Below are 20120 nucleotides of genomic sequence, written 5' to 3'. Positions count from 1 at the left end.
GTCATGGAAACAACAAATATTATATTGCATAGTTTAATTTATTTAGTTTTTTTCTTGTCTGTTTGGGCAGCAAAAAATGGAAAATTCAACAGATTGATTAATGACGGCGGAGCCTTAACTGAAAACCTTTTAAGTTTAATTCTGTTTCATTTATCCGGAATATTTCTATTGGGCTATATCCCTTTGTTTTTCATTCATTCAGAAGTTGACAAAATCATATTCAGTTACAGATTGCCCCATTCGTTTTTCATCTTTTGTTACATTCTGATTTTTGTTTTCTTACTGTTTTTTTCAATAAGACAGGCAAAAAAAGACTATTTGGATAGAATTGAAAAATCAGCAAATCATATCTGCTTTTCAATTGATTTACTTACCAGCTATTTTGCATTCAGAATTTTCTTTTTAGCAGTATATGAACTTTGGTTCAGAGGATTGCTTCTTTTTGATTGTATTTCAGATTTCGGCCTTCCGGCAGCTGTCGCAATCAATCTTGTATTATATGTTTTAGTACATATTTTTAATGGAAGGAAAGAGATGCTTGCATGTATTCCTTTTGGGTTATTGGTTTGCGCTTTAAGTATTGTTTTTAACGCTGTTTGGCCGGCAATACTTCTGCATGCGGGGTTTTCATTGTTCTATGAAATAACCTTTTACAAATTACATTCAAATAAAATTAAAACTGTATCGTCATGAAAATTTTAATTACAGGTGCTACAGGATATGTAGGCAATAATGTAGCACACTCTCTTGCAAATAAAGGTCATGAAATTCATGCAATTGCCCGATCTGATTCAGCAAAAAAAATATTGCATCATCAAAATATAAAAATCTTTAAAGGTGACATTTTAGACAAAGAAACTCTCTTTGATGCTATGAAAAATTGTGAACAGGTTTATCACGTGGCGGCAAAAGTCGGTTTGTGTGTAAATAATTTTTCTGATTTTTATAATACAAACGTCATAGGTACAAAAAATGTGATAGATGCCGCCTCACAGTTAGGGGTTCAAAAAACTGTTTTTACAAGTACCTGCGGGGTAATTGGACCATCAGATAAAAAACCGTTAAATGAAGACAGCTACAGAATGGATACTATTTCAAATGCTTATGATTTAACAAAAAAAATTAGTGAGGATGTTATTTATGAGCAAATAAACAAAGGATTTAATGGAGTTATTGTTTGTCCGTCAAAAATTTATGGTCCGGGGAATATCTCGCATTCCCTTACAGCTAATGCAGTTATTGATACGTTCTTAAAAAAAGGAATTACCATAATTCCCTCGCCGGGAACGTATAAAGTTTGTTTTTCATTCATAGATGATATTGTTCATGGGCATATTTTGGCTATGGAAAAGGGGATAAGAGGAGAAAAATACATTTTAGGAGGAATTAATATATCATATCAGGATTTTTTTAATCAATTGCGGGCTATTTCTTCTTGTAACGGATATATTTTAAAGCTTTCTAAAACCTCATTAAAAAGTATAGCAGGATTACAATTCTTATATTATAAGCTTACCGGGAATTTACCTCTTTTTACCCCAAAATCTGTAGATTATGTATTTAATAATTACATTTTTTCGAGTGATAAGGCAATAAATCAATTAGGCTACAAAATAACTCCATTAAACGAAGCTATGGAAAAAACCATTCATTATTTAATGAATAACGACAAGAAGGTTTTAGATTAATCAGATTTTTAACACTTTAAATTTAAAGAGATGTATACTTTCGATTTTATAGGAACCGTATTATTATTTTCGGCTTTTTTAATTGAGTTTACATTAATTCTATGGTTTAGCCCAAAAATAAATGTAATCAAGGATATGGCTGCAAACTGCTTCTTAGGGCTTGGTGTTATCGGGGTTGGTATTTTTGAGAAAACTGTCGCTTTCAGTTTTTTCTCCTTTACCTATAATTTTTCTTTCTTCAAACCCGAACAATCATTAGGATTGTGGATAGCAGCCTTTTTTTGTTGTGATTTCATTCATTATGTATATCATTGGCTGGGACATAAGACCAAATTGTTTTGGACATCCCATGTAACACATCATTCCTCAAAAGAGTTTAATCTTTCCATTGGATTTCGGATTAACTGTCTTCAGTTGTTTTACCGCTTCCTTTTTTGGTTACCATTATGTCTTTTAGGGTTTACCCCGGAAATGATACTTTTTTTTGAGTCCTTAACTGCTATTCAGCAATTTTTTGTCCACACTGAAAGAATTGGGAAATTAGGAATTATAGACTGGATTATCAACACTCCTTCCAATCACAGAGTACACCATGCAACTAATCCGGAATATATAGACAAAAATTTAGGAGGTTTTTTAATGATATTCGATCATTTGTTTGGGACATATGCCCGGGAAAAAGCGAAACCCATATATGGAATTACCCATGAGATAAACACTTATAATCCTTTAAAAATTCTGACACACGAATACAAAACGGTATTTATGAAAACCTTACAAATTAAAGGATTCATGGAAAAGATTCATTTTTTACTTTCTCCACCTGTTTAATAACAATTAAAAGATAAAGTCATGTCAAATAAATTATATACCTTAATTACCGGTGCCAGTGAAGGTTTTGGAAAGGCACTGGCCATAGAATGTGCTTCAAGAAAAATGAATTTAATTCTTGTTGCCTTGCCTGAATCAAAGCTTTATTTTCTGGCAAATGCTTTAATGAAAAAGTACAAAGTTGAAGTTACGGCTATTGAAATGGATCTTTCTCAGGAAGAAAATTGTTTAAAAGTTTTCAAAAGAATTGAAGAAATGAACTTACAGGTAAACATGTTAATCAATAATGCCGGATTGGGGAGTACTATGCTTTTTAAAGAAGGAAATCTTTCTTTTTATCAAAAACAGGTAAAATTAAATGTAATGGCAACAACATTCATGACACATTTATTTTTTGATACTTTAAAAAGAAACGGCCCGTCGTATATTTTAAATGTGGGCAGTTTATGTAGTTTCTTTTATTTAATGAAAAAACATGTGTACGGTGCTACAAAATCATATATTTATTTTTTTTCAAAAAGCTTGAGAAGAGAGCTAAAGTCAGAGAACATAAATGTCAGTGTAATTTGTCCGGGACCAATGAATACAAATCAATCTGTAATTTCACTTAATGAAGCAAATAACTGGCTGACCCGGATGTCTACCATGAATCCTGAAGAAGTTGCACCAATTGCTTTGGATGGATTGTTAAAAAGAAAAGAAGTAATTATTCCGGGCCAATTAAACAAAGTATTTTTATTTATTGATACCTTTTTACCTGAATTCATTAAAAAAATGATAACCAATCACCAAATGAAAAACATCCGTTCTGTTACTGCGTTTGGTATCAAATAATCTTTTCTGTTCATAAAATTTATTGCTTTATCTTCATACAAAATCATTAAAAAAAGGAACTTTTGGAATAAGCCTTTGTTCTTGTAAGAAAAATTTGTAATAATAAATTTCATTATTGCGGATTTTTCTTACATTTATCAAAAAAACTAAATGCCTTTACCACAATTAGGACTTTCAATGTCCATAACAGATAATGATGGTTCTCCATTATATGCCGGTGTCGGCCAGAGGGAGCATATGACTGAATTTGATTCGGCTCTTAAAAAGCATACTATCACTATTGTTATTACAGATGAAGAAACAGGAAAAGTAAACGTAAATTTTACACGTAACAATAAAACTTCAGAAGTTGAACTGCCTACTTATAAAATGAGTATGACAGATGATCTGACAAATGAAACAACTTTTTATGAAGTCACCAGAGACACACTTTTGCTAAAAGAATTGAAAACTAAAAGCATAAGCCGTTTTTCATTTTTGGGTATTGAGTGGTTTAAACGGGAAGTTTTAAAACTGGCATCAATTTCTTATGAGCCGTTAAAAAATTCAATTGAGCATTTTGAGGTATCGAAATATAGGACTTTAAGAGAAAATTATTTGGCTTACACTCTTAAAAAAGGTGAAGCAGTAGCTAATCTTGTAGCCGGTGAAATACCTGAAAATCTTTTTAATGCGGCTAAAACAGATAACTTTTTCTGTGTGATCGACAATAGTAACGGACAGCGTTTTATTGGTGATATAAAATACCGCGAAAAGTTTCTTAAAATGACACCCAATGTAGAAATACAGCTCATTAAAAGAGATAAATCAGTCAAAGAAATTGAGTTTGATACTAAAGGAAAAGTAAACAAAATTGTCTATTTGTAGTATGTACGGTATATATTATAAAACTCCAGTCAGTTTTAAGGACCTGATGGAAAAGAAAGAAATCGAAAAAACAAATTTGGAACATTCCATGGCGCAGTTTATTAATCTGGTAGCTACTTCTTCGTATGGTGAATGCAAATTTGATGAATCTTTCGGATGCAAAATCTGGGAAATGGATTTTGACTTACTGTCTGATCAAAATACCTTGAAAGACAGAATTAGGGAAGCCCTTATATTTTCTATAAAAAAATACGAATACCGATTAGATCTGGCTGATGTTGAGGTTAGTATAACCGAAGCAAAATCAGTATCATATAATAATAACATGAGAATGAAGAAAAAAATCAACATAGTAGTTAACGGGAATGTTAAGAAAACAAACAGACCTTTCAACTTCTACGGTTATTTTTTTGTTGGACCGCTTTCATACATTTAAAATCATATGGAAATTCAGGAAAGAGTTAAAGACAGGATATTAAAAAGAGCTGCAAGAGTATGGGGTTACAGCGACAGTGAACTGGAAACTTCTTTTGACCCAATAGTGGCGTTGTTGCTGGAGGCTTGTGCGGCCGAATTGGAAAAATTATCAATTGAACTCAACAATTCACATGCGCGTATAGTTGAACGGTTAATTGAAGTAATGTCACCGGCTTCAAATGCAGGAGCAATTCCTTCAAGAACAATTATTCATGCAAAACCTACAGAAAACAATTATAGAGTTTCTTTAGAGCATCAGTTTTATTGCAAAAAAAGTATACCGAATATTTACGATCCGGTTAAACCAACAGTAAAGGAAGTTTTTTTCGGGCCAACAGGAAGTTTTGACTTGTCAACTGCCGATGTTGAATTTATGGCTTTTGGCAGTACCATGTATAATTTGAGCCGTACCGTTCATAAAGAATTTTTCCTGAAGTCTGCTAAATCTTTAAAACCGTCAACGGTCTGGATTGGTATCAGATGTTTGGATGTTAATGATGTGCTTAAAAGGCTTATGTTTTATGTGGATGTCAAAAACTCACATCAAAGAGAAATTTTCTACCATTATCTGAAACAGTCTAAAATTTATCTTGGAGATAAACAATTAAGCTTTAAAGAAGGTTATAATGTAGCGACAAAAGATTTGGATATTGATGCTGTTATTACCAAGAATTACAACAGAATCAACCAGATTTATTCAGAAGTGAATAAATTTTATTTTGACAAATTCATTCATTTGACTGAAGACATCACTTTAGATGCTTCAATGCTTAAGGTACCTTCTGAGATTTCAGAGATATTTGAAAACGATAAACTCAATTCTTTAAATGATGTATTGTGGCTAAAAATTGACTTCCCGGAAGTAATCAACAGCAATATCTTTGAAAGTATGAGTTTTGCTTTAAACAGTTTTCCAGTAATAAATAAAAGGCTTTTAAATATTGCACAACGAATAGATCCTTATATAAACTATATTCCATTAGTCAATGACGATCATTTTTTGGATTTAGATGCAATTTCTGATTCAAAAGGGTTTAATTATCATATCAAACAATTTTCTCATAACCTTGAAGGTGGAGAAGCTACTTTGAGAAATAACGGAGTGGAACGGTTTGACGAAAGAAATGCTTCTGAAATTATCCAATATTTATTGGAACTTTTAAAAGATGAAAGCGCTTCGTTTTCTGTTTTAGGTGGTGATTTCGTTCGTAATGTAATAGCCGAAATGAATCAGCTTATTGCAACATTGGAACAGCAAACCAAAGAGAATTCTTTCCTAAAGTCAAATTTCCCTTATGTAGTTATCAAATCAAATTTGGTGGACGAACGTAACGAAAATGATTCCTTTTTTATCAATTTCTGGTCAACTTGCGGCGAGGATGCAAATGATATCAAACCGGGAACTAAGTTAGACTTACCTTTTGGTACTGATTTCTTTGCGAATACTATGTATTTAGTGCAGCCTTCGGTAGGAGGTAAAACCCGTCTGACTTCAAATGAGAAAATATTATCTTACAGACAGGCACTTTTGTCACATGGAAGAGTAGTAACGTTTGCTGATATCAAGACATTTTGTTTGAAGCATTTTGGTCATACCATCAGTCATATTGAAGTAAGCAAAGGAACAAAAACCGATCCTTCTTTAAAAACAGGTTTCGTAAGAACGATAGATATTAAAGTAGATAAAAATATGGAAAGTGAGGTTCCTTTTTCTGATAATGAGTGGAATTACCTATGTGATAACTTGATGCATAAACTGGATCAGGTGTCCTCAAATATTTATCCTTATCGTCTTATAGTGAATTAATATGGTATCAAACACATTATTTAAACTCCCCGAATTAAATGATTTAATTAATAGATCCCTCGAAACTTCAGTTATGCAGTTGGGGTATCAGTCAATTGAACCTTCTTTTGAACTGCAGAATAATTTGAAGAACAATTTGGAAACAAGCCTTCAAAACTGGTCTTCAAACTTTAAAACTGCCAATACGAATTGTCCTACGTGTCCCAATCCTCCGGGTTATGGATTCAGGGTGAATTTTGGGTTACAGATTTTAGTAGACTTTAAAATAAGGCTCAAAGCCAATCTAGGTATAGGTTATGGGCAGCGTTACGGAGATTTTGCAGGCGTAGGAGCATTGAACGCCAGCATTTATAACCATGGTCTGGGAACGCCTGTGAATGGAAAAGATTTTGTAGTGGATATAACTGCTGCGACTTATTTGACAGTCGGCGGCAGTAACGGAACACCATTAACATCCTATACTTTAAACTATAACAGTCCATCGCCTATATTGAATGATTTTAAAAACTCATTTACTTACGGCCAATTAGTAACCTGGAATTCTGCATTAAACGAAAAAAGATTTTCTCTGGCAGACCTTCAAAGACAGGGTATGATAGGTTTCAGATTGGGAGATTTTAATGTGAGTTCAAATAATGATACGTTATATTATGGCGGTGATGCAGGTGATAAAGGACCTACTGGAAATATATCAATTGTAACACCTTTATTTGAAGCAGGTTTTCAAGATTTTACAGGTAAATATTGGGATGAAGGTAATGATAAACTAACTAATGATGATGAGTGGCGAAAATTTAATGAAAAAAATGATATTAATTCTTCAAATTTCATGCATCGTCAATCTAATTTTCAAAAATCATTGAATAAAGCATCTACATATTTTAGGTTTAACACATCTAATGGAGAGAATTTGACAATTGATTTCATCGGAGATGCTTGGTTACAAAATGGAATACATCGAGCAATAAAAGATTTTAGATTTGACTATAATTTTAAAGATACTGATATATGGATTGGAAAAAGCTGGTAATACTTTCCATTTCGATTGGTTTACTTCAAAGCTGTTTTTTAAAAGCTTACACAACAACTGAATATGGAAGCGATAGACCTAAGCATAATCGATTTAAAATTGGAAAGTATCCATATAATTTAAAGTTCGATGATCCAATAAAGACAGATTTTGTCTATACAAAGATTGATTCAGCATATTTTAAAAGTGCCATTACAAAAGAAAATGTATTATTTGTTAATAACGTTTTTCTACGTTTTTTTTCAAATGGTAGATATTTAAAATCCAGTACTAAAAAAAATTACAATTCTGCATTAGAGGATTATAATAATCTAAAAAATGGAATTGTAGGATATTATGAAATTAAAGATAATAAACTTTTTTTAGAGTATTTTTTAACAAATGCCCATAATAATGGAAAATACTACATGCTTGAATTAAATTTAATCAAAGACAGTATTGAGGGCTATAAAAAACTAAAAATAGAAGGTCTGACAGGTACACCGGACTGGTAGGATTCTTTTGTTTTAAAATTGAATGATTTTGAAACATTGATTTTAGACGTTACATAACTTCAAAATAGTATTCATAAGGCAATCAAAGATTTCAAATTTGATTACAATTTTAAAGATACTGATTTATGGGTTGGAAAAAATTGGTAATACTTTCAGTTTTGATTAGTTTATTTCAAAATTGTTTTTTTAAAGGATATAGAACAAACGAATTTGGGGTTAACAGGCCAATAAAAAATAAATTTACATTAGGTCAAGAACCATATAAACTAGCTTCTAATGAAATAATTAATGTAAACGCAGTTTATGTTAAAACCGATTCTATTTACAATACATCAGCGACAACAAAAAAAAAAGAATTAGCACTTTATAATGTTTTTTTAAGATTTTTCTCAAACGGTAAATTTATAAAGTCAAGTTTTAATGGAGATGTAAAAAAATCATTTCAAGAATTTAATAACCTAAAGAAAGCTTTATTTGTTGGATATTATAGAATTGAAGATAAAAAACTGAAAATCGAATATTTTACAGTAAGTGCGCATGGACGCAAAAGTTACATTAAAAATGAATTTAAACTAATCAATGACAGCATTGAAGGTTTTAAAAAACTAAAAGTTGAAGGTCTGACCGGTACACCTGATTGGTGATTTTATACAGCTTAACTTTTTAAAATTGCAATGAAAAACAAAATAATATTATTATTACTGCTGTTTGTAAATCTTACTTTCAGTCAAGTTGATTTAATGAGCAATACAGCACAACAAATTGACTCATCGCAATGGGAAGGAGCAAGGAACAGAATAAAAGATCAGACTACTTTCATAAACATAAATCCTACGGCTGAAAACTATTTTAAAAGAGCAAGGTTAAAAGGTTTTTTGCACGATTTTAAAGGTGGCCTTGAAGATTTGAACATGGCAGCAAAATTGGCTCCTAATCAGTTTGATGTTTATTACTATAGAGGAGCCTTCAAAGAACAACTGAATCAACTAAATGAGGCATTGGAGGATTTTACTGTTGCGATTAAATTAAAACCAGAGATTAAGTGGGCTTGGCATGACAGGTCATTGATAAATATATCACTTAAGAAGTTTGCAGATGCTGAAAAAGATTTGGAAAAAGCTTTTGAATTAGATCCTGATTGGGATATAGCATTTTTTGCGAAAGGACGTCTTTATGAAGAAAAAAATGAACTTGAAAACGCCATTGTTTTTTATAAGAAAACTATAAAAGTTAATCCTAAGGGGTACATGGCTTATAATAATATAGGCCACATATATTTTAGATTGAAAAAATATGATCTCGCAATAGATTATTATACAGAGGCTATTAAAGTTTTTCCTAAATATTTTAACGCATATAGAAATCGATCGGATGCAAAAAATGCAAAAAAAGATTTCGTTGGAGCGTGTGAGGATTTAAGAATTGCAGGCAGTTTAGGCGATTTAAAAGCTGAGAAGTTTTACATAGAAAATTGCAGATAAAATGATAATACTTGTCAATACTATGATATAAACTTGTTAGCATAAAAAATAAAGGGGTTTTAAAACCCCTTTATTTTTTAATCTTTACCAAAAAATTTGAATATTTAAACATTATCTAAATTTCGTGGAATTTTAGAATTCTATTTTTAATTTCCCGCATCATTTTAACAGATGCATTTCATGGGTTTAAGCTTTTTTCTCAGCTTTTGCCGCACAACATGATTTTTTTTCAGTACTGCACGCTTTTTTCTCTTCTACTGTGCAGTTTTTTTCAGTTTTTGCTTTTTTTGCTTTTGTTTCTTTTTTTACTTCCTGAGCAAAAGTACCCACTGAGAATAATAATGCTGCTACTGCTAATGATGCTGCTAATTTTTTCATGATTAAAAATTTTAAAAGTTATTATTTTTTAGTTTCAAATAAATTTCCAATTAAACCTCCCATCAGCATACCGTATAATGTACTGTTGAGTGGTTTGGAAGTGATGGCACATGTACCGGAAATACAACCTACGTATTTGTAGTACAAGTACCCACCTATAGCACCAAAAATAATACCAACAATTGTTAAAATATGTTTCTTTAACATAAATTTATAAGCTTTTATCAGTAATAGTGCGGATAATGTCTTCTTTTGATAAAACACCGGATTGTCTCCACAATTGCTGTCCTTTTTGAAAAAGCATCATTGTGGGTACGCCACGGACTTGATATTTAGCAGCCAACTCCTGATTTTTATCTACATCAATCTTTATTACAGATATCCTTTCGCCCATACTGTCTTTAACCTCTTTCAGTACTGGAGTCAACATTTGGCAGGGACCGCACCAAGTAGCGAAAAAGTCTATCAGTACAGGCTTATCGCTGTTTATAATATTTTGAAATGAATCATTCATCTTTTTTAATATTCTTAGGAATTTCACAATTATTTATACCGCATCCTTGATTGAATAAAGCCTGAAACAAAAAGAAAGCCGCAAAACCAAGAAAAATCCATTGGCGAGTTTCAAAAGCCTGAAAAATCAGAAATATTCCAAAAGCAAGACGTATAAAACGCATGAGATGCCAATTGCTGATTATTGTTTTCATCTTATAATATTTTACTTTGACAAACAAAATCGGTTTTAGGTAAGTCTGTTTTAGCTATTGCATTGAAACCACCGTCGATTTCAGTGAAATTTCGATAACCACGTGCCTGCAGGATTGAAGCGGCTATCATACTGCGGTATCCGCCTGCACAATGAATGTAAAAATGTTCTTTAGAATCTATTTCGTTTATCCAGTTGTTTATATATGCCAGTGGCTTGCTGTAAGCTTCATCAAGATGTTCTGCACTGTATTCGTTTTCTTTACGTACATCTATAACTTTGTCTTCTCCAATTTTAACTTGCTGTGCAAATTGCTCTGCAGAAATACGTTTTATTGTATCGGTTTCTTTTCCTGCTTCTTTCCAAGTTTCAAATCCACCTGCCAGATGTCCTAAAATAGCATCAAAACCTACGCGGCTTAGTCTTGTAATAGTTTCTTCTTCTTTACCAGTTTCACAAACCACTAAAATAGGTTGGTTGACATCAGCAATCAGTGTTCCTACCCAAGGAGCAAAATCGCCTCCTATACCTATGTTTATAGATTGCGGAATATGTTCTGTGTAAAATACCCCAGGAGGTCTGGTATCTAAAATTACGGCATTATTTGTGTCTGCAGTTTCTTCAAATTCATTTGGTGTTAAAGCTTTCATTCCGTTATTTAAAACTTCGCTGAAGCTGTTATACCCTTTTTTATTCATAGCGACATTCATACCAAAATAGGCAGGAGGAGGAGTCAATCCTTCCAATACTTCTGTGACAAATTCGCTTTCGGTCATATTTGCACGTAATGCATAATTGGCTGCTTTTTGTTCACCTATTGTTGAAACGGTTTCTTTGCTCATGTTTTTACCGCATGCGCTGCCGGCACCATGAGCCGGATATACAGTAACGTCATCTGCCAGTGTCATAATTTTATCGCGTAACGAATGAAATAATGTAGCCGCTAATTGCTCCTGTGTCATTGACGCAGCTTTCTGTGCTAAGTCAGGTCGGCCTACATCACCTATAAATAAAGTGTCTCCGGAAAAAACTGCCTGATCTTTACCGTTTTCATCGATCAGTAAATAAGTTGCACTTTCCATGGTATGTCCCGGCGTATGCAATACTTTTATTTTGATATCTCCAATTTCAAATACCTGATTGTCTGCAGCAATAATAGCCTCAAATTCTGGTTGTGCTGTCGGGCCATATATAATTGGCGCTCCGGTAGCTTTACTAAGGTCTAAATGTCCCGATACGAAATCGGCGTGGAAATGAGTCTCAAAAATGTATTTTAATTTCACTTCATCACGTTCTAATCTATCTAAGTAGGGTTGAACTTCTCGTAACGGATCAATAATAGCTGCTTCACCATTGGAAGTGATATAATAAGCTCCCTGTGCTAAACAGCCTGTGTATATTTGTTCTATGTTAAATTTTTTATTTTCCATATTATTTAAAATTAATGAGGTAATTTATTTTGAATATATCCGTAAATCCAAGTGCCTAAAACAGCACTCAAAAGTGTGATTCCTACTACCAGAAAGCCGCTTCCGATTTGTGCAAATAATGGACCGGGACAAGCCCCGGTAATTGCCCATCCTATTCCAAAAATCAAACCGCCGTAAATCTGGCCTTTGCTGAATTTTTTATCTTCAAAGGTAATGGTCTCTCCGCTGATTGTTTTAACGTTGAATTTTTTTATCAGCCAAATACTGATCATCGCCACCAACACAGCTGTACCTATTACGCCATACATAAAATAGGATTCCAGCCGGAACATTTCCTGAATGCGGAACCAACTGACAATTTCTGCTTTGATAAAAATGATGCCAAAAATAATTCCAACAAGTAAGTATTTTAAGTTTTTCATAACTATACAATTTTAAAAAGTAACGGCAAAATCACATTTGCTGAAAAGATACCGCCTATCATAAAACAGCAGGTTGCAATTAATGAGGGTAACTGTAAATTGGCAATTCCCATGATTGAATGTCCGCTGGTGCATCCTGAAGCATAACGGCTACCGAAACCAACCATAAACCCTCCAACAACAAAAAAGAAAAATCCTTTTAAGGTGAATATGTTCTCCATGCTGAAAATTTCAATTGGCATAATACTGCTGAAATCGGTAATACCATAATTAATCAAAGCTTCTTTAGTAGCTTCCGCAACTCTTATAGGTTCTGGATTGCTTAGAAACTGTGTGGCAATAAATCCTCCTAAAAAAATGCCGGCTACAAAAAAAAGGTTCCATGCTTCATTTTTCCATTCATATAAAAAGAAAGGAATTTTTTTAGGAAAGCAAATGGCGCAAATATGACGCATAAATGATGAAACACCTAACTTTTTGTTACCTATCAATAATAAAGCGGGTACTGTTAAACCAATCAGGGTACCTGCAACTGCCCAATGCCAAGGATGTTTAATAATTTCAATCATTCAATTATTTCTTATTTTGGATGTGCTATTTCGTTAAACAATATAAATATACCAATAGTTAGAACAAACCAACCAAATGCAGGTTTTAATTTTTGGCTTTTGACTTTTGTGAGTAAAAAAGTTCCAAAAAATACACCAGTGATAGATATGGCAGATAAGAAAAGCAATAGTTTGTAATTTATTGTCAGCCCATTAATTACATCGCCTGCAAAACCTAAAAGTGAATTGACCGCAATAATAAATAATGAAGTCCCTACAGCATTTTTCATTTCCAACCCGCCAAAAAACAATAAAGCAGGGATAATTAAAAATCCGCCACCGGCTCCTAAAAAACCAGTCACAATACCTACGGTTAAACCTATCAGGCTAAGTTTGAATAAGTTGGTTTTATGTGGAACTTCTGATGTTTTTCTAAAAATCATTGCCATTGATGAGCTTAGCATCAATATACCAAAAACAATCATTATAAACTTGTTTTTGGTCAATACAAAATTATTTACTTTAAAGAATATATCGGGTAAAATAGGTAAGATAAATTTTCTGACTGTTAATATAGATGCAATGGCAGGAACAGCAAAATATAATGCCTTTGTAAAGTCCAAATGCTGTAATTTATAATTTTTATAAGAACCAACCGACGCTGTAATACCTACAATAAATAATGAATAACTGGTTGCTGCTAAGGGATCGATTTTAAAAAAATATACAAGTATGGGAACTGTCAGGATTGAGCCGCCACCGCCTATGAGTCCAAGTGATACCCCTATAAGTAAAGCCGTTATGAATCCTATAATTTCCATTCGTATATTTTGATACAAATTTCATGTTATAAAATGAATTTTACAGTGATATATGTCACATTGAAACAATCAGGACAATATTTCAATGTAGCTTCGGTGTAAATTTACCAGTCCACGTTGCTCCATTTTTTTTAATAATCTGGAAATCACTTCACGTGAAGTATTCAAATCGGATGCTATTTCCTGATGTGATAGTTTTACATCATTGCAATTACAAGCATCTTTGTGTCTTTTTAGGTAAAACTCTAACCGTTCATCCATGGCTTTAAAAGCAATGTTGTCAATTACTGTCAGCACTTCCTCAAAGCGGTTACGATACGTTTCAATTACAAATTCATACCATGAACGGTACTCATTCATCCATTTTTCCATGAGTTGTAAAGGAATCATGATTAACTCGGCATCTTCCACAACTTTTGCCATAACAGAGCTTGTTTCCTGTTTTGTGGCGCAAATCATAGAAATAGCACATGCCTGTCCGGGTTGAAGATAATACATAAAAAATTCTCCTCCATCTTCATCTTCACGATACACCTTTACTTTCCCGCTTACTACTAAAACCGTATTTTTAATATACTGTCCGGAACGCATCAATATTTCGCCGGCCTTAACATTTTTAATGGTAGCATGGCTGTCTATTTCTTCAATCAGTTGAGGATTAAAATTAGGGAAATGCGATTTGATTAACTCTTTCATGGTTTCTATAATTATTACAAATATACCATTCTTATAATAAGGAAAATAGTTACTTTTTCGTTAAAAATTTTATATTTGGTTTAACAAACAAAAAACCAAAAAATTAATGACACCAACCGAATTAAGAGAATCTATTTTTCGTCATCTCGACGGGATTGTAATAGTTCCTATTGCCAGTATTTTAAAAGAAAAAGGAATAACAAGTTATTTACTGGAAGTACATAAAACCAATTTAAAAGAATTAACAGATAAATTTAATGCAAATGAGGGTTATTTAAATGTTGCTATACGGGCTTTGGCGTCACAAGGTTTTTTAGAGTATGAAGTGGTTAATCAAAAAAATGAAATATCGATTGCAATTAATGATAAATCTGAAATAGCTTTCTCTCAGTTTTATTTATATGATGATGTGGTAAAAACACTGTCCTTGACTGATGCTTTTACAGCTAATGTGATAAATAGTCATTCCATTTCAATTTTGAATCCTTTGTTTGAAAAATACAAAAACCGATTTGGTTTACAACCTGATACCACCACAGTTTTAGGGCAAATTCAACATCAAATTCTGAAACATATTGAAGGAATTCTTGTATCACCTTTGATTGTTAATTTGGGAATGACAGGAATGTTTCATAAGTATTTCATGGAAACTTCGTTTAGTGCCGATGAATTTCATAAAGAACCCGAAGCTTTTACAGTAATGCTTGACTTTTTTACCAATTTAGGTTGGTTTACAGAAAAAAAAGGAAAATATCAGTTTACAGAAGCGGGTTTATTCTTTGCTAAAAGAGCTTCAGCTTATGGAGTTACGGTTTCCTATTTACCTATGCTAAAAAATATTGAAACCCTTCTTTTTGGCAATCCAAACAAATTAAGAGATATAGCTGTTAATGAAACAGAAATTCACGTAAACCGGGAAATGAATGTGTGGGGTAGTGGTGGCGCGCACAGTACTTATTTTAAAGTGATTGATGAAATTATCATAGAATTGTTTAATAGACCAATTGCCGAACAACCTAAAGGAATACTTGATATGGGTTGTGGTAATGGTGCTTTTTTACAGCATATTTTTAATGTAATTGAAAGACAGACTTTAAGAGGAAAAATGCTCGAAGAATATCCATTGTTTCTTGTGGGAGCCGATTATAACCAAGTAGCTTTGAAAGTGACTCGTGCCAATTTGATTAAAGCAGATATTTGGGCAAAAGTAATTTGGGGTGACATAGGAAATCCTGATTTATTAGCCGAAGATTTACAGGAAAACTACGGTATTGATTTAAAAGATTTACTTAATGTAAGAACCTTTCTGGACCACAATCGTATTTGGACTGAACCCAAAAGCATGCATAACATTACAAGTAATTCAACAGGTGCATTTGCTTATCGTGGAGAACTATTATCAAATAATGCTGTGGAAGCCAATTTGTTTGAACATCTTGAAAAATGGTCAAAATACGTGCATAAATTTGGTTTGTTGCTTATAGAATTGCATACGGTAAATTCTAAGATAGTAGCGCAGAATATTGGAAAAACACCAGCGACTGCTTATGATGTAACACATGGATTATCAGATCAATATATTGTTGAAATTGAAGAGTTTGTTAAAGTTGCTGAAAAAGCAGGTTTGGTTTCTGATTCTAGATTTTTTCAACGATTCCCCAATACTGATTATGCTACTGTTAGTATTCATTTATTGAAAGGATAGGGAATATTGTTCTATTTTTGCACGCAAAGATTTGATAAATGGAAATTGATTTTAAAGTATTAAAAGTTACCGTGCAAGCAGTAATTGATTGTTTGGCAAAAAAGGATAGTGAAGGAGCAGGATTAAAGTTGGAAGAAGCAAAAGAGTTGTTAGAAGAATTGACTGATTTTGCTGTCGATGACAATGATTTGATTGAATTGAGCAGATATAAAGTTTTATTGAACCAATTGGAACAAAAAACAAAACTATGAAATTATGTTATTGCTGTTCAAATATCTCATTTGAAAACTGTTGTGAACCGTATTTGTCAGGTAAGGCGAAACCTGCTACTGCTGAAACATTAATGCGTTCGCGTTATAGTGCCTACTGTACACATAATGCTGATTATTTATTGGCTACAACTCATATTTCGACTCGTAAGTTTCATAATAAAAAGGATATTTTAGCATGGTCAGTTCAAAATACCTGGTTAAAATTAGAAGTTGTAAAAACTACCGAAACGACTGTCGAATTTAAGGCCTATTTTATGGATAGTAGTCTTCAAAGTCATTGCCACCATGAAAAATCTTCATTTAAAAAACAAGGTGAGCAATGGTATTATGTTGATGGTGTTTTCGAGAACCTAAATCAATAATATCAGAGAAACTTTTTTATAATGGTGGCTGAGTGAAATCGAAGCCACCTTTATAATCTGTATTCTTGAAATATTATTTGAGCTAGTTGAAATGCGGAGACGATATTTTTAAAACAAAACTCCTTGTTCGCCTTCTTTTTCTCTTCCCTGAAAAATAAATTCTTCTACAATATCAAACTGCTTTCGGTTTGTGTTAAAAACGCGTAGAGCTATTCTGTCGCATAAAAAAGATAGGCTAGGAGTAGTAAATAGAGCATAAGCAATTTTAATGTTTTCTGGAGTAATCCTTCTTCCTATAGATATATGAGGTTCAGTACTTTTAATAGCAGTTTTATAAACAAAAGATTGATGTATGTTTTGCATTGTTTCTTTTAAATATAATTTTGATTTTTCCTCTGCTCCCAAGAAAAAAGCTCCATTTGGAAAGGTGTCCAGTTTGTTAAAAAGAACTTCTTCTGCTTTAAGATGTCTGGTAATATTTTGCAAATGTTTTTTGATATTGACCAATTCGGATGCAGGTGCTTCAAATTCATTGATGGTTATATGAGCCAATGAATTTTTACTATTGTACCAGCCAATTTTACCAGCCAAGAGTTCCTTCATCAATTTCACCTCATCAATGATTTTTGGAGAAGGATTTATGACAACGGAATATCGATTAAGCATGGCTTTCTATAGTTAATGATTGAAAATGTGGGCTTTTGGATCAAAAAGCTATTAGAATTTGGGTTTATTTGAATATAAAACCTAATCCCATTGATTTCAGCATTCGTTTTCCGAATTTGAAGAAAAACTCTGATTGTCCAAAAAGGTATCCAAAAGCCATCAGCATGAAAGGGTACAAAGGAAATACCAAAACTAAAAGAATAATGTAATAAGGTAACCAATGCAGGTTCTCTTTGCTAAGCCCTAATAATTCCATTAAATAAGATGAAATTTTAGCAGAAAGTGAACCATTGATGGCAAAAACAAGAAAAATGACAACCAATTGAAAATTAGAAGTAATTCCCCAGCGTTCTTTTAGTTTGTTCATGAATATTATTTTCTACAAATATAATCAACGCGAAGGCACTCTGCCAAATAATTGTTGGTTATAAGTGTTTTGAAAATAAACTAAATAATTATAAATCAAATAATTTACCTCATAACCATATTTTGTATTTTGATCGTAATTAATCTGCATTTCATATAGATTTGGATCATATCTGTGAGGCTGCATAACTCTGCTGTTCCATTCCTGAGTCCAAAACTGGTTCTTATTTTCCAAATAAGAAAGCGAATAGTAGTTTCTGGGAAAAGCCCTGCTGTTAAGCCAGGTACTAAAACCGGCATCAATAATAATCACTTCGTACTCAGTTTCTTCGTTGGCAATTTTTACGGTATCACCCTTTATAACTTTAGCATTGGCTTGTCCGTTTTGACTGTTGTCCAAAGGTTTTGATTTGCATGAAATCACTAATGCTATAATTCCTATAAATAGTGCCAGATTTTTCATGACTTTTAATTTTTAGTTGTTATTTATTTAAAGCAAAAACCGTGCTTAAGTGCACGGTTTTATTATTTATTTTCCAAAAAGTCTTCCTAATAAACCACCTAAACCTCCTTTTTTTGTGGCAGCAGCGACAGCATCTCCAACGCCTAATTGACCATCACCATCCTGATCTAAAACAGAAGTTAAAATAGAACCTCCGGTCGATGATGGTTGTTCTTGTCCGCCACCTAGTAATCCACCTAACAACCCACCTAAATCAGTTCCGTTTTGTACATTATTGGTTCGTGCTTTATTTGCTAGAAATGCCATTAAAATAGGAGCGGCCATTTTTAAGATCATTCCAATTTTATCAGAACTAACGCCGGTACTTTGACTTAAACCCGATTCTATATTTGCTTGATTACCTCCTAAAACATGGCCAAGTATTTTTCCTCCATCCTCAGTGTCAATTCCGCCACCGCCTAATAATCCTCCCAGATTGTCTAAAAGGCTTCCGTCATGTTTGCCATCTAAAAGAGCACCTAACAAACCACCTGCTCCTGATTCTGTGGAAGTATTATTTTGCATGGCATTGACCAAACTTGGTAATGCAGAAGTTAAAACAGAAGATGTTTCACCTTCCGTAGTACCAACTTGGTTGCTGATGCCACCTATAATTTGTTTTCCTAAATCACTATTGATTAAATCTAAAATTCCAGCCATTATTTAGTCTTAAAAGGTTAATAACTATAAATGTAAGAAATTTATCGAAATTTTTATTTGAAAAGAGTTATAATTTGATTAGCTAATTCCAAGCTGATTTTTTCCTGTGTTTCAATTGTTGAACCGCCTATATGAGGAGTCAAAGAAATGTCCGGATGCATTAAAAGCTGCACAGCCGGAGTAGGTTCATCCTGAAAAACATCTAAACCGGCAAAACTTATTTGCTTATTTTCCAAATAATCAATCAAATCTACTTCATTAATTAGTTCACCTCTTGAACAATTGATCATTCCAACCCCGTGTTTCATTTTTTTAAACTCATTTTGAGTCAGTAAATAGTCATTTTGAGCTGGTACATGAATCGAAATGAAATCGGCTTGTGGAAGTAATTCTTCCATCGACATGATGTCAACAGGAATAGCTATTTTTTGATTATTGTAGAATTCAATTTCAACAGGAGCTGATTCATTTTTGTTACCTGTTGCAATTACCTTCATTCCTAATCCTAATGCTTTTTTTGCAACAGCTTTACCAATTTTTCCAAAACCAATGATACCCAGTGTTTTGTCTTTTATCTCCAGTCCGTTTGAATATACTTTTTTTAACTGATTGAACTGAGTATCACCTTCGAGAGGCATGTTTCTGTTGGCATCATGTAAATATCTTGCACCGGAAAGTAAGTGTGCAATAGCTAATTCGGCTACTGCATTTACTGATGCTTCGGGAGTATTAAAAACTGTAATTCCTTTTGAAATAGCGTATTCAACATCAATGTTGTCTAAACCAATGCCACCTCTTCCAATTGCTTTAAGTGTTGGGCAGTTTTCAATTAGTTCTTTGCCGGCTTTGGTAGCACTTCTGACTAAAAGAATATCAATTTCATTTTTATTGATATAATTACCTACTTGTTCCTGAGCAACTTTAGTAGTTATTACTTCAAAATCATTTTGCTCCAGAAGTGTTATGGCTTTTGCTGATAAACCATCGTTAGCAAGTATTTTCATTTACTATTTTATGTTTTTTTTTGATAAAAAATAATGACTGAACAATCGAACAATCGAACAATCGAACAATTGA

The 20120-nt window shown here is 32.8% G+C and carries 28 protein-coding genes; 14 read left to right on the top strand and 14 right to left on the bottom strand.

The features are described from left to right. Positions 1-3: 3 nt before the first annotated feature. The 11 genes from EZM65_RS01355 to EZM65_RS01305 all read left to right on the top strand — a co-directional run bounded on the left by EZM65_RS01355 (position 4) and on the right by EZM65_RS01305 (position 9509). Complete coding sequence (locus EZM65_RS01355) at positions 4-693, top strand: CPBP family intramembrane glutamic endopeptidase (RefSeq protein WP_136666724.1); 690 nt, start codon at positions 4-6, stop codon at positions 691-693. Next, the gene (locus EZM65_RS01350) at positions 690-1688 is read left to right on the top strand and encodes an NAD-dependent epimerase/dehydratase family protein (RefSeq protein ID WP_136666723.1); all 999 of its coding nucleotides are present in this window, start codon (positions 690-692) and stop codon (positions 1686-1688) included. The genes EZM65_RS01355 and EZM65_RS01350 overlap by 4 nt, the downstream gene beginning before the upstream one ends. A gap of 30 nt (positions 1689-1718) precedes the next feature. Further along, a complete protein-coding gene (locus EZM65_RS01345; RefSeq protein ID WP_136666722.1) occupies positions 1719-2519 on the top strand; it encodes a sterol desaturase family protein in 801 nt (266 codons plus the stop codon). A gap of 21 nt (positions 2520-2540) precedes the next feature. Continuing rightward, on the top strand, positions 2541-3353 hold the full coding sequence (locus EZM65_RS01340; protein WP_136666721.1) for an SDR family oxidoreductase: 813 nt from the start codon (positions 2541-2543) through the stop codon (positions 3351-3353). A gap of 150 nt (positions 3354-3503) precedes the next feature. Then, the gene (locus EZM65_RS01335; protein WP_136666720.1) at positions 3504-4220 is read left to right on the top strand and encodes a hypothetical protein; all 717 of its coding nucleotides are present in this window, start codon (positions 3504-3506) and stop codon (positions 4218-4220) included. Between the two features lie 46 nt (positions 4221-4266). Beyond that, entirely contained in the window at positions 4267-4656 is a 390-nt protein-coding gene (locus EZM65_RS01330) for a GPW/gp25 family protein (RefSeq protein ID WP_169051607.1), read from the top strand. A gap of 6 nt (positions 4657-4662) precedes the next feature. Beyond that, positions 4663-6504, top strand: a complete 1842-nt coding sequence (locus tag EZM65_RS01325) for a type VI secretion system baseplate subunit TssF (RefSeq protein WP_136666718.1) — start codon at positions 4663-4665, stop codon at positions 6502-6504. A gap of 1 nt (position 6505) precedes the next feature. Continuing rightward, on the top strand, positions 6506-7534 hold the full coding sequence (locus tag EZM65_RS01320) for a hypothetical protein (protein WP_136666717.1): 1029 nt from the start codon (positions 6506-6508) through the stop codon (positions 7532-7534). Further along, positions 7513-8028 (top strand): hypothetical protein, encoded by a 516-nt coding sequence (locus EZM65_RS01315; RefSeq protein WP_136666716.1) that lies wholly within the window; start codon positions 7513-7515, stop codon positions 8026-8028. Before EZM65_RS01320 ends, EZM65_RS01315 begins: the two co-directional genes overlap by 22 nt. A 125-nt stretch (positions 8029-8153) precedes the next feature. Continuing rightward, the gene (locus tag EZM65_RS01310; protein WP_136666715.1) at positions 8154-8672 is read left to right on the top strand and encodes a hypothetical protein; all 519 of its coding nucleotides are present in this window, start codon (positions 8154-8156) and stop codon (positions 8670-8672) included. 30 nt (positions 8673-8702) lie between these two features. After that, positions 8703-9509, top strand: a complete 807-nt coding sequence (locus EZM65_RS01305; RefSeq protein WP_136666714.1) for a tetratricopeptide repeat protein — start codon at positions 8703-8705, stop codon at positions 9507-9509. 186 nt (positions 9510-9695) lie between these two features. On the opposite strand, the gene EZM65_RS01300 is transcribed toward EZM65_RS01305, so the two are convergent. From EZM65_RS01300 to EZM65_RS01260, 9 genes are all read right to left on the bottom strand, one after another. Continuing rightward, positions 9696-9887, bottom strand: coding sequence for a hypothetical protein (locus tag EZM65_RS01300; protein ID WP_136666713.1), 192 nt, complete (start codon positions 9885-9887; stop codon positions 9696-9698). A 21-nt stretch (positions 9888-9908) separates the two neighbouring features. Beyond that, a complete protein-coding gene (locus EZM65_RS01295) occupies positions 9909-10094 on the bottom strand; it encodes a DUF6132 family protein (RefSeq protein WP_136666712.1) in 186 nt (61 codons plus the stop codon). Between the two features lie 4 nt (positions 10095-10098). After that, positions 10099-10401: a thioredoxin gene (gene trxA / locus EZM65_RS01290; RefSeq protein ID WP_136666711.1), complete on the bottom strand. Its 303-nt coding sequence runs from the start codon at positions 10399-10401 to the stop codon at positions 10099-10101. Beyond that, positions 10394-10594, bottom strand: a complete 201-nt coding sequence (locus tag EZM65_RS01285; protein ID WP_136666710.1) for a hypothetical protein — start codon at positions 10592-10594, stop codon at positions 10394-10396. The genes trxA and EZM65_RS01285 overlap by 8 nt, the downstream gene beginning before the upstream one ends. Position 10595: 1 nt before the next feature. Next, entirely contained in the window at positions 10596-12023 is a 1428-nt protein-coding gene (locus EZM65_RS01280; protein WP_136666709.1) for a rhodanese-like domain-containing protein, read from the bottom strand. An 11-nt stretch (positions 12024-12034) separates the two neighbouring features. Beyond that, positions 12035-12445 carry a DUF6691 family protein gene (locus EZM65_RS01275; RefSeq protein ID WP_136666708.1) on the bottom strand — a complete coding sequence of 137 codons (411 nt, stop codon included), beginning with the start codon at positions 12443-12445 and terminating at the stop codon, positions 12035-12037. 2 nt (positions 12446-12447) lie between these two features. Further along, on the bottom strand, positions 12448-13014 hold the full coding sequence (locus EZM65_RS01270) for a YeeE/YedE family protein (RefSeq protein WP_136666707.1): 567 nt from the start codon (positions 13012-13014) through the stop codon (positions 12448-12450). A gap of 11 nt (positions 13015-13025) precedes the next feature. Beyond that, positions 13026-13814, bottom strand: a complete 789-nt coding sequence (locus tag EZM65_RS01265; protein ID WP_136666706.1) for a sulfite exporter TauE/SafE family protein — start codon at positions 13812-13814, stop codon at positions 13026-13028. Positions 13815-13883: 69 nt separating this feature from the next. Continuing rightward, positions 13884-14510, bottom strand: a complete 627-nt coding sequence (locus tag EZM65_RS01260) for a Crp/Fnr family transcriptional regulator (RefSeq protein WP_136666705.1) — start codon at positions 14508-14510, stop codon at positions 13884-13886. Positions 14511-14616: 106 nt separating this feature from the next. On the opposite strand from EZM65_RS01260, the gene EZM65_RS01255 reads away from it, so the two are divergent. From EZM65_RS01255 to EZM65_RS01245, 3 genes are read left to right on the top strand one after another with little or no spacing between them, the layout of a single operon-like run. Next, positions 14617-16215 carry a class I SAM-dependent methyltransferase gene (locus EZM65_RS01255; RefSeq protein ID WP_136666704.1) on the top strand — a complete coding sequence of 533 codons (1599 nt, stop codon included), beginning with the start codon at positions 14617-14619 and terminating at the stop codon, positions 16213-16215. Between the two features lie 38 nt (positions 16216-16253). Continuing rightward, positions 16254-16466: a hypothetical protein gene (locus EZM65_RS01250; RefSeq protein WP_136666703.1), complete on the top strand. Its 213-nt coding sequence runs from the start codon at positions 16254-16256 to the stop codon at positions 16464-16466. After that, positions 16463-16849 carry a YchJ family protein gene (locus EZM65_RS01245; RefSeq protein WP_136666702.1) on the top strand — a complete coding sequence of 129 codons (387 nt, stop codon included), beginning with the start codon at positions 16463-16465 and terminating at the stop codon, positions 16847-16849. Before EZM65_RS01250 ends, EZM65_RS01245 begins: the two co-directional genes overlap by 4 nt. 108 nt (positions 16850-16957) lie before the next feature. Here the strand turns inward: EZM65_RS01245 and EZM65_RS01240 are convergent, their stop codons facing one another. The 5 genes from EZM65_RS01240 to EZM65_RS01220 all read right to left on the bottom strand — a co-directional run bounded on the left by EZM65_RS01240 (position 16958) and on the right by EZM65_RS01220 (position 20047). Continuing rightward, positions 16958-17515 carry a 2'-5' RNA ligase family protein gene (locus EZM65_RS01240; RefSeq protein WP_136666701.1) on the bottom strand — a complete coding sequence of 186 codons (558 nt, stop codon included), beginning with the start codon at positions 17513-17515 and terminating at the stop codon, positions 16958-16960. 64 nt (positions 17516-17579) lie between these two features. Continuing rightward, entirely contained in the window at positions 17580-17882 is a 303-nt protein-coding gene (locus EZM65_RS01235; RefSeq protein WP_136666700.1) for a DUF6787 family protein, read from the bottom strand. A gap of 24 nt (positions 17883-17906) precedes the next feature. Next, positions 17907-18344, bottom strand: coding sequence for a DUF6146 family protein (locus EZM65_RS01230; protein WP_136666699.1), 438 nt, complete (start codon positions 18342-18344; stop codon positions 17907-17909). Between the two features lie 66 nt (positions 18345-18410). Then, positions 18411-19043 carry a DUF937 domain-containing protein gene (locus tag EZM65_RS01225; protein WP_136666698.1) on the bottom strand — a complete coding sequence of 211 codons (633 nt, stop codon included), beginning with the start codon at positions 19041-19043 and terminating at the stop codon, positions 18411-18413. Positions 19044-19096: 53 nt separating this feature from the next. After that, positions 19097-20047 (bottom strand): D-2-hydroxyacid dehydrogenase, encoded by a 951-nt coding sequence (locus EZM65_RS01220; protein ID WP_136666697.1) that lies wholly within the window; start codon positions 20045-20047, stop codon positions 19097-19099. Positions 20048-20120 lie beyond the last annotated feature (73 nt).

The sequence above is a fragment of the Flavobacterium sp. H122 genome, from assembly GCF_004959765.1.
Classification (GTDB): domain Bacteria; phylum Bacteroidota; class Bacteroidia; order Flavobacteriales; family Flavobacteriaceae; genus Flavobacterium.
This window is presented reverse-complemented; position numbering and strand designations above follow the sequence as displayed.